This is a genomic window from Enterococcus sp. 125944 (assembly GCF_051909435.1).
Classification (GTDB): Bacteria; Bacillota; Bacilli; order Lactobacillales; family Enterococcaceae; genus Enterococcus_D; species Enterococcus_D gallinarum.
In genome coordinates this window covers 94,412-104,799 of sequence record NZ_JBQASY010000013.1, presented here as the reverse complement: position 1 = coordinate 104,799, position 10,388 = coordinate 94,412, and the positions used below count along the sequence as shown (strand labels likewise).

Below are 10,388 nucleotides of genomic sequence, written 5' to 3'. Positions count from 1 at the left end.
TTTAACTACTACAAATTATAAACCTTGTTAATTTTTATTTAAAGTAAAATATCCCTTTAATATCTCCTCTTAAACTACTTTAACTACTATTATTTATTATACTATGGTTAAAGAAGCAACGCCATCAACAAAGTACCGTGATCCCATAAAGAAAATTGCGATCATAGGTAACAGCCCCAAACAAGAAGCAGCGAATACTCTCCCATAGGAGACCATTGCTTCACCGTCTAATAATTGTTTCAATGCTACTGATAGAACCGTTTTATCTGAACTATTCAAATAAATCAATGGTCCTTGGAAATCATTCATGCCCCACATAAAGCTTAGCAAGGCAACGGTAATCAGAATTGGTTTGATTACGGGAATGATGATTTTGAACAAAATCTGAAATTCATTACACCCGTCCATCACTGCCGCTTCATCTAACTCTCTAGGAATTGTTCGCATAAATTGAATGATCATAAATACAAAAAACGAAGAACTAGCAAAAATATCCGCTACATAAAGGCTGGCAAAACTATCCAAAAGTCCCACCTCACGGTACAACAGATACAGCGGAATGCGAAAAGCCAGTTCTGGCATCAATAATGTAACGATCACGGCACCAAAGACAAATTTTTTCCCTTTAAACGATTTTCGTGCAATCACATAGGCGGTAATCACGCAAGATAAAACTGTAAAAATCGTTTTTGGAATCAAAAATTTCAGTGTATTCCCAAAGAAAAACCAGATAGAATGGTCTCGCGTCAACTGCCAAGCATCGGAAAAATTCGTTGTAACCACACGGTCACTTGGCGGGAAAATACTCAAGCTACCAAAAATGTCCCGGTTCTCTTTAAACGCAGAACCAATCATCCAAAACAACGGATAAATCAAGATAATCCCCACACCAATCAATAATCCATAACGAATGATTTCATTCATCCGTCTTCGAGATTTACTCATTTCCATTATTCAGCCCCCTTAATCATTATAAAATACCCACCGATCAGATGACTTGAAAATAATAACCGTAAATATACCGATGATCACCAACAAAATCCATGTTAGTGCACTCGCATAGCCATAATTCCCATTTTGAAAGGCTTGATCATAAATATAAAGATTCAAGAAATAAGTCGTCTTATTTGGTCCACCTTTAGTGATTAAATACGCGGAGTTAAACTCTTGAAACGCTTTGACTAATACATTTACGGCGTTGAACAAAATTACGGGGGTAATAATCGGTACAGTGATATTGAACAGTTGTCTTATTTTTGAAGCCCCATCCATTTCTGCCGCTTCATAAACTGTTTTAGAAACACCTTGCAATGCCGATAAGAAAATCAACATGGTCGAACCGAATTGCCAAGTTTTTAAAATAATCAGGGTAAAAATCGCGAACTTTGGATCTTTTGTCCAGTTAATGGCGACATCGTTTCCGAGTGTAAAAACACTCAACACCATATTCACAGGTCCGTTGACATCAAAAAGCATGGTCCATAAAATTGAAACAGCTACATTTCCTCCTAAAATAGAAGGAATATAATAAGCGGTACGAAAGAAATTGACTCCCTTAAGCTTAAAATTCAAGATGGCTGCTACTGCAAAAGAGACAATGATAACTGCTGGGGTACCAATCAACACATATTTGATTGTTGCAAAGAAACTCGCAGTAAACGTATCGTCTTTTGTAAAAATCTCTAGATAATTTTGTAATCCGACAAACTCCGGATCACCTAAAATCGGATATTCTAACAAACTGTAGTAAAAAGAAATAATGATTGGGTAAACTTTAAAGACTAGGAAGCCAATGATCCATGGCATGAGCATGCAGTAGATCACCCAATTTGTTCTTTTCATTTTTTTCAACATCGCATTTGACTCCTTTACCTTCTAAATGAACGCCCAGATACTAATGGGTTACTTCCAGACATTCTCACTCATGTCCAATTTTATTTCGGAAAAAGAAGGGTACGGGACGTAGCTAAGTCTCGCATTCCTTCTTGTTGCTTCCTATTCTTGGTAATACTTATCAAGTGCTGCTTGCTGTTTCTCAATGAATTGCTTCGCAGCTTCCTCTGACGTGAACTTTCCTGTCCGAAATGCCTCGTAAACCGTATATCTTTCTCCCCGCACATTTTCGTCTTCAAAGTATGGATCTAACACCGTTTGTTCATAGTCATCCAATTTGGCGTACCCTTCAGCCACAGCACCTTCGACTAGTTGATTCGCTACTTGCAGATCGTAACAAACTGTGTTGCTTGAAATACCCAAAGAATCTCCGGCAGCCTTCACCGCTTGCTCATTGGTAAACAAGAACTCAATAAAAGTGGCTGCTGCTTCAGGATGTTTCGAATTTTTTGAAATTGCGTAGCCAAAGTTTGGTTTCACATAGATACTTGGTTTAGAGTCAGCATCGACTTGCAAGAAATCTCCTACAACTAACTCATCTAACCCGTCGCCGCCTTTGTATGAGTTTGTCCATTTCGCCAGTGAGTTTGCCCACTCATAAACAGAGCCTGCATTGCCTTCTACCCATGGAGGGTTTGATTCCGTATCGATTGGGCTTGTTTGCTCAAAAGTCGGCAGTGCACCAGCATCTTCCAATTCTTTATATCTTTCAAGCACTTCTTTCACTTCAGCCACACTATAGTTGACTGTCCCATCGGTCTGCATGATCTTCCCTGTATAGTTGTAAAGCATCTGAGCAATAAATAGATCTAATGAGAACTCTCCCACATTGAGATATGCGTACTGATTGTCTTCACCAGTTGGCGTATTCCCTTTCGCAATGACTTCTCCCGCTGCCAAAAGATCATCATAGGTCGTTGGCAGTTCCAACCCATTGGCTTCATAAAGTGCTTGGTTCATCAAAGGAACCCGACCGGTCATTCCGTGGGGAACCGCGGCTTGTTCACCACCCACTTGCATCGCTTCTAAATAAGAACTTTCCCAATTGTCTAGCGTCAAATAGTCACTGACCTCATTCAAGTCCATAAAGATATTCTTGCCCTTCCCGAATGAAAAGAGCCAATTTTAATTCACTTGCATCACGTCTGCTTCAGTTTTACCGGATAGCTGAGTCAATGTCTTTTCTTGCCATCCATCCCACGCACCATACTCTGTGTTAACCGTGATATGCGGATATTCCTCTTCAAAAAGAGCCACTACATCTTGCATCGCATCATGACGATTATCCGCTCCCCACCAAGCAAACTTAATCGTCACTGCTTCTGCATCTTTTGTTGAACCACTGCTGCCAGAACCAGTAGTGTCAGGCTGAGATCCACACGCTGCTAGAACTAAAGTGCTAAAAAGACTGGCAATCAATATCTTCTTTTTCATCTGATTATTTCCTCCTCCATAAAATGCACACGTTTACAATTTTTCATTTATGTATCCGCTTACTGATTTTATCGGACAAAAAATGTCTCAGCAATAGACAAGCAAAACTTGCACAAAAAAGTGACGTAATATCCGCGAACTTGTACAATATTGACTTTTTTAACAGGAAAATAATCCCCCTTTCATGCCTGTGCAAAGATGAGTGACTATTTAGAAATTATTTTTTTCTCGCAGACTTTCTTTGTATGCAATTTGTTTCTTGCGGTATTGCAAAGGGGATGTCTCTGTATATTTTTTGAACACACGGTTGTAGTAGGTAATGTTGCTGTATCCACTTTTTCTCGCTATTTCAGCAATATCCCAATCTGTATCTTCCAGTAATCGCTGAGACTGACGGATTCGTTGAATGTTGGTATATTCAGTGATGGTGTAGCCTGTTGCACGCTTGAAGATACGGCATAAATAGGATTTGTCGAGATAAAAAGACGAAGCGATTTGTTCCAATGAATGGATCGATGCATAGTTCCGACGAATAAAGGCTGCAATTTGATTAACTAGCTCGCTTTGTTTTCCCAAACTTTCTGCCGGTTCATCAGAAAGCCCCCTGAAGTTCTTGATCCGCTGAATAAAAATAAAAAGTTCGATTAATTTTGTTTCGACCATTACCTGGTAATTGTATTCTTTGTGGATCACTTCATCTGCGATTTTCGCTAAGAGCGTTTGTACGTAAGAGCGATCCGCTGGCGGAATCTGAATGATACCATGATGTTTTAAAAAAAAGGTCTCCAGATCTATTCCCATGGATTGAGCGATTCTTGGAAATTTGCTGGCTTCATAGAGAACGAGTACACGATCATGATAAATATACTTTCCTGAGAATGTATTGTGGACACAGTCGGGGTGAATCATAACCAATGTACCAGGTTGGATTTTATAGGTTTTTTCTCCAATCAAAAAATAGCGGTTCCCTTCTATAAAATATTGGATTTCGCATTCAGAATGCCAATGCTTCACCATATTGTAGATACTATCTCGTCGTGAGCGATCAATCGTCAATCCGTTCATCATCCCACTATAAACAATCGTCTTCATACTCTCCACTCCTTTCTTTGTTTTCTATTTTACCTAAAAAATAGGAAACTCCATAGGGGGGACGGAACCAAAATCTGCTTGGATTCTTTGACAGAGGTAAACAGAATGATTCTAAAAGACCATTCAAAAATAAATCTCTCTTCAGCGATTTTTATTACGAACAAACCAGCAAAAAAGCATTACCCGATATCACGAATGTGTATCAGGTAATGCTGATTGATTTTCTTTTGAGTTGCATGAAATCAGGTGTCTCACTATTTCACGATCAATTTTTGACCAACATAAATGATATTATTGGACAAGCGATTCCATGAAGTGATTTGGTCAATACTACTACCATACTTTTGCGCAAGAGACCACAGACTGTCCCCAGATTTAACGGTATGATATTTAGTCGAAGAACTATTATTGGCAGAACTATTACTTGAAGAAGCATTTGTCGCGGTCTTCGTAAGATAGGCACCACTGACCCAGCCTTTGCCAGAAACATAGTACCATTTGTTATTCCCATTAACACTAGTACCATTTTTGACGGCTGTTGCTGTCACGGTACTGCCTTGGCTCAATGAACCAACGATGCTGCCACTTGTCGATGCTGTAGAACGAATATTCAATGTCGCGGTCGTTTTCATCTTTTGATTGATCGAATCACCTGTATTCGATGTATTCGACGATGAGCTAGAGTCACTCGTTAAATACGCGCCGCTGACCCAGCCTTTGCCAGAAACATAGTACCATTTCGTATTGCCATTGACACTAGTACCATTTTTGACGGCTGTTACTGTTACGGTGCTGCCTTGGCTCAATGAGCCAACGATGCTGCCACTTGTCGATGCTGTAGAACGAATATTCAATGTCGCAGTCGTCTTCATCTTTTGGTTGATTCCAGTATTGGCAGTATTATCATTTGTATTGCCTGATGTTGAACCAGAATTTACTTCTGTTAAATACGCGCCGCTGACCCAGCCTTTGCCAGAAACATAGTACCATTTCGTATTACCATTGACGCTCGTTCCTGTTTTGACTGCCGTTGCTGTCACAGTGCTGCCTTGACTCAATGAGCCAACGATGCTGCCACTCGTCGATGCTGTAGAACGAATATTCAATGTCGCAGTCGTCTTCATCTTTTGGTTGATTCCAGTATTGACAGTATTATCATTTGCATTGCCTGATGTTGAACCAGAATTTACTTCTGTTAAATACGCACCACTGACCCAGCCTTTGCCAGAAACTTTATACCAATTTGTATTGCCATTGACGCTCGTTCCTGTTTTGACCGCAACTGCCGTAAAGGTTGTATTCGCAGTAAGTGAGCCGGTAACTGCTGCTGTAGTAGACGCATCTGAACGGATATTCATAGATGCAGTCGTTTTCATTTGCTTTTGAATCGCGTTTTCTCCTACAGGGGTCTCAACATTATTCATGTCACCGTTCCCAGCGGAACTGCCGCTATCGTATTGAGTTAAGTTATACGTTGCAATAAGATTGTTCAATTTGCTGGCATAGGAAGTATCAGTCGCATAGCGTCCTTGCAGCCATGCCGTTGCTTCTGTATATGATCTCGTATTGCTCTTCCAAGCACCGCTGTAATAATAGCTACCGGCAGCAAAACTGGTATTTCGTAAGACATACGCATTATCTTGGAAAGATTCTCTTAAAGATGGATATTTGCGGAACTTCGCTATAATTTGATAATAATTGCCCGAACCATTATCTTCCAATGTTGCCATTTCGACATACTGCCCATTATAACTTCCTTTGATTCCAAACATATTGTTCGCTTGGGTCGTCAAAGTCGAAGTACCCCAGCCGGATTCTAGGATAGCTTGTGCAATCATCACTGATGCATAGAGATCATTAGCGGCAGCTACTTCTGTTGCATAACCACTTGCTTTCGCAATAAATCCACTCGTATCAGCACGTGCTGAGAAGATCGAGGTTCTTGCTAACGCAGGTGCAGCAACAATTGGCGTCTCAACGACCGCTGTATCTTCCGTGATAGTTTCCTGTGGCGTTGCCGCTTCCTCAGGTGTTGTAACAGGCTGCTCTTCAATAGGAACAGTTGGTTCTGTTGTTTCCTCTGTCGAAATCGTCTCGTCAGCACTGCTTTGAATGCTGTCTCCAGTTGAATCAGTGGAGCTATTTCCTCCAGATACTTGATTTTCTGTGATCTCTGCTTGGTTTTTTGCATCATCTGAAGTCGCTGTTTCTGCAGCTAAAACCAAATTTGGTGCAATCGTTGAACCGGCTACCACAGTTGTAGCCATCGTCAACCCTTTTTTTGCTAATAATGAACGCTTCAATCGTTTTTCTAAACGGCGTCTTTCTTTACGAATCGTCATTTCATGCCTCCCAACAAACATAGTCTCTTTATTTTAACATTTTTTTAATAAAGGTACAAAAGGGGGTTTTTTCTTACCCTGTTTTCTCTTCAAAACCTAATCATTTATCTAGAGATTCAATAAAGGCCTTACGCCCTATGGTGTTAAAAACTGAAATAGTAGTAAATAGACAGAAACGCCCAACATGAATCGGGCATCTCTGTCTATTTTACTTATAATTAAACTATCTCCATCGGTACATGTTCTCTTCTTGCTTCTGTTAATGTTAAGTCGAAAAAATAGCGCACGACTCAATGATAAAAATCAAAGCGGCCTTTTGCTAACACTTCTTTGACCCCACCAGTTAGGAACAGGGAGCGGTCCATGATGGCTTTTTTGACAAATGATGCTGGATAACCTTTTACAGGCATTTTACCCACCAAACCAAAGGCATGCGTGTTCCCAATAGAGGCTACAGATCCTAAAGATTCAAAATGAAAGTCTTCCGTTTTTTCACCTTTAATCAAGTGTAGACAGTTTTTGGCAGCTTGATACCCCATTTTCAAAGCAATCTGTGCTGTCGTTGGATAAGGGCGATTTGTTGCAGGATCCATCACAGCTGAAACATCCCCTACTACAAAAACATTACTGTGCTCTGGATCACTTAAATCTTGGTTGACCATCACACGTCCACGGCGAGCCGCATAATTTGAATCTGCCATGACATGGCTTCCACTGACACCTGTTGTCCAAATGATCGTTTTAGCAGACAATTCTTCTGTAGCACCCGTTTCAGCATCCGTTTGATAAACAACTACTCCAGGCTTGATTTCTTTGATTGGTTTTCCTGTTAGAAATTCAACACCCCATTTTACCAAGTTATTGATTCCATAGGCAGACAGATTTTCATCAAACATCGGTAATAATCGCGTAACTGCTTCTACACAAAAGAGTTTGATTTCTTCTGATTGGACACCTGCGATCTCAGCAAATTCCTTCCGATTTTCCACTAAAGAACCTAAGAGTTCTACTCCAGTGAATCCCGCCCCACATACGACGATTTTCAATAAATCTGGATCTTGTGTTTTTTTGTATTCTTTCATTTGTTTCAATAAATGATGATAAATAGTTTCTGCTGAATCAACATCTACCATTTCCAATGCGTTTTCATTAACACCTGGGATCCCAAATGACTCAGATTCAAATCCTAATGCTACGATCAAATAATCATAGGAAAGAGATGTTTGATCCGTAAACATGATCCGTTGACTTTGACGGTCAATCGTTGCAACTTCATTTTGTAGGAAAGTTGTTTTTTGTGGTCGTACCACATCAGCGATATCGTAACTAATTCGCTCTCTTGGCTGCGTTCCAGCAGCCACTTCATGCAAATCTGTCGCTTCATAATGGTAGTCATTCTTATCTACTAATGTAATATGAAAATCACCTTTTGCTCCTTGTAATACATGCAATGCTCGCAACCCTGCGTAGCCTGCTCCTAAAATGACAACTTCCTTCATTTCCTACTACTTCCTTTCTTCCTTCAAAAAATTATAAAATCAAACCGATCGCAAAACTAATGACCTGCGCACATGCACCGACCGCAAGGATTTTTACAGCGCAGACAAAGGTTTCGCGTTTGATTTGTTTATGCATAAATAGTTTTGTCTGTTTCCAGACAAATGGTAAAACGAGAAACGTCAACAACATCGTCCATGGTGCTAAATGCAGAACCACTGCTGTCAAGATCGCTACAAATGCAATAATGTTCAAAAGGACAAATAGCCGTAATCCTTGACTCTTTCCTAAATAATGCACCAATGTATAACGATTGTTGTTTTCATCTTCCTCCAAATCACAGATGTTGTTGGCCAGCATCAAGTTAGCAATCCACAATGTATTGGGTAGTGCGATTAGAAATATTCCACCCAAGGTCGCGCTATTCCATTGAAAGGTTTCATAAGTATTCAAATATACACAAATCAACGAAATCATGAAGCCCATCGTAAATCCTGAAAAAAACTCACCTAGCGGTAAACTCGATAAAGGCCGCGGACCTGATGAGTAAAAGATACCAATCAAGTAACAATAAAGTCCCATCCAAAACAAGGGCCAACCGACGAAATAGGCCAATACGATACCCATCACCGCCGAAACGACGATCATACCGATCATTAAGCGAAAAACGAATGGAAGCGAGAGCTGCTCGCGTCCGATAATATTTGTTTTTTCTTTGTAATCATGAACTTCTGTTGCGTGATGGTAATCGTTATAATTATCTAAAATATCTACTGCCATGTTGAAGATCAGCATAGCAATAAAGTATAACACCACATAACCTAAATGAATTGAGCCGTAGTTATACCAGCTGTAACAAATTCCGATAAAAAATGGGAGGACACTGGCTGTTTTCGCTTTAAATTCCACAAGCTCCAGAAATACTGGGAGTGTCAAATACTCATCTCCTTTTGATAAATGCACTTAACTAGTCAATAGACTCCCTTTAAGTTAGAATAAGGGCTGAATGACTGGTAGAAAGGGTTTTAATATGTTGAATTTTTGGATCGATTATCCTTCGATCGAGCAAAGACTAAAAACTGTCTGTTCGATCATTGAAGAACGCGTAACTGTTCGTAACAAAGAAATACAAGATGTATTAGTTGATTTTACTTATTCTGGAGGAAAAATGCTGCGTCCAGCATTATTTTTCTTATTCGCTGATCTAGGCGAACCCATTGATGAAAGAAATGATCAATTAACCAAAATTGCTGCTTCATTAGAAATCTTACATATGGCAACCTTGATTCACGATGACATCATTGATGATTCGCCGTTGCGTCGCGGACGCATCACTGTCCAAGCAAAATATGGCAAAGATATCGCTGTTTACACAGGTGACCTGCTCTTCACCCAATTCTTTGAGTTATTGATCGAGAGCATGAATGGCTCTCATTTTTTGGCTACAAATGCCCAAGCAATGAAACGCCTTTTGCTGGGAGAATTAGATCAAATGCACACACGCTACAATATAGATGAATCAATTGCTGATTACTTACAAAGCATCAATGGTAAAACTGCCGAATTATTCTGGCTGGCCTGCATCGAAGGTGCTCATTTTGGCGGTCTCGACTTAGAAAACCAAGAACGGGCTGGTGAGATCGGACGAAACATCGGCATCGCTTTTCAAGTTTTTGATGATATTTTGGACTATACAGCAGATTCTGGAACGTTGAAAAAACCCGTTCTTGAAGACTTGGCACAAGGTGTCTATACATTACCTCTGCTCTTTGCTAAAGAACAAAATCCTGCCGCATTTGAAAGTTATCTGTCCAAAAAAAGCGAGTTGACCACCGAGGAGGCCACAGAGGTTGCTGAATTAGTGCGCCGTTATCATGGCGTCGAAAAAGCCACCGATTTTGCTGTTTCTTATACCGAAAAAGCACTAGCCGACATCGAACTGCTGCCGAACACCCCTAGCAAAGAAAAAATTCGCGAGCTAACGCAACTGCTTTTGCAACGAAATTATTGATCATTCTTTATTCTATCCTCCGCAACTGAAAGCTATTCTGAAAATAAACGAACCAATCGGGTAAACAGTGAAGTGTTTTGAGGAGCGAATGCTCCTCAAAAACTAAGCCGACATTCATG

7 protein-coding genes and 1 pseudogene are annotated in these 10,388 nt (G+C 40.2%); 1 reads left to right on the top strand and 7 read right to left on the bottom strand.

The annotated features are described in order from the left end of the window. Positions 1-96 precede the first annotated feature (96 nt). The 7 genes and pseudogenes from ACTFWY_RS12050 to ACTFWY_RS12020 all read right to left on the bottom strand — a co-directional run bounded on the left by ACTFWY_RS12050 (position 97) and on the right by ACTFWY_RS12020 (position 9,194). Positions 97-951, bottom strand: a complete 855-nt coding sequence (locus ACTFWY_RS12050; protein ID WP_439926931.1) for a carbohydrate ABC transporter permease — start codon at positions 949-951, stop codon at positions 97-99. Between the two features lie 12 nt (positions 952-963). Then, positions 964-1,854: a carbohydrate ABC transporter permease gene (locus ACTFWY_RS12045; protein ID WP_005473010.1), complete on the bottom strand. Its 891-nt coding sequence runs from the start codon at positions 1,852-1,854 to the stop codon at positions 964-966. A 141-nt stretch (positions 1,855-1,995) separates the two neighbouring features. Then, positions 1,996-3,162, bottom strand: a pseudogene (locus ACTFWY_RS12040) (ABC transporter substrate-binding protein). A 375-nt stretch (positions 3,163-3,537) separates the two neighbouring features. Then, positions 3,538-4,419 (bottom strand): AraC family transcriptional regulator, encoded by an 882-nt coding sequence (locus tag ACTFWY_RS12035; protein ID WP_005473018.1) that lies wholly within the window; start codon positions 4,417-4,419, stop codon positions 3,538-3,540. Between the two features lie 254 nt (positions 4,420-4,673). Beyond that, positions 4,674-6,761, bottom strand: a complete 2,088-nt coding sequence (locus ACTFWY_RS12030; protein WP_138371400.1) for an SH3 domain-containing protein — start codon at positions 6,759-6,761, stop codon at positions 4,674-4,676. Between the two features lie 290 nt (positions 6,762-7,051). Then, positions 7,052-8,260 carry an NAD(P)/FAD-dependent oxidoreductase gene (locus ACTFWY_RS12025; protein ID WP_103300706.1) on the bottom strand — a complete coding sequence of 403 codons (1,209 nt, stop codon included), beginning with the start codon at positions 8,258-8,260 and terminating at the stop codon, positions 7,052-7,054. Positions 8,261-8,291: 31 nt separating this feature from the next. Then, on the bottom strand, positions 8,292-9,194 hold the full coding sequence (locus tag ACTFWY_RS12020; RefSeq protein WP_003129007.1) for a prenyltransferase: 903 nt from the start codon (positions 9,192-9,194) through the stop codon (positions 8,292-8,294). A 94-nt stretch (positions 9,195-9,288) separates the two neighbouring features. Here ACTFWY_RS12020 and ACTFWY_RS12015 point away from each other — a divergent pair, with 94 nt between their 5' ends. Continuing rightward, entirely contained in the window at positions 9,289-10,269 is a 981-nt protein-coding gene (locus ACTFWY_RS12015; protein WP_003129005.1) for a polyprenyl synthetase family protein, read from the top strand. The last annotated feature ends 119 nt before the right edge of the window (positions 10,270-10,388 follow it).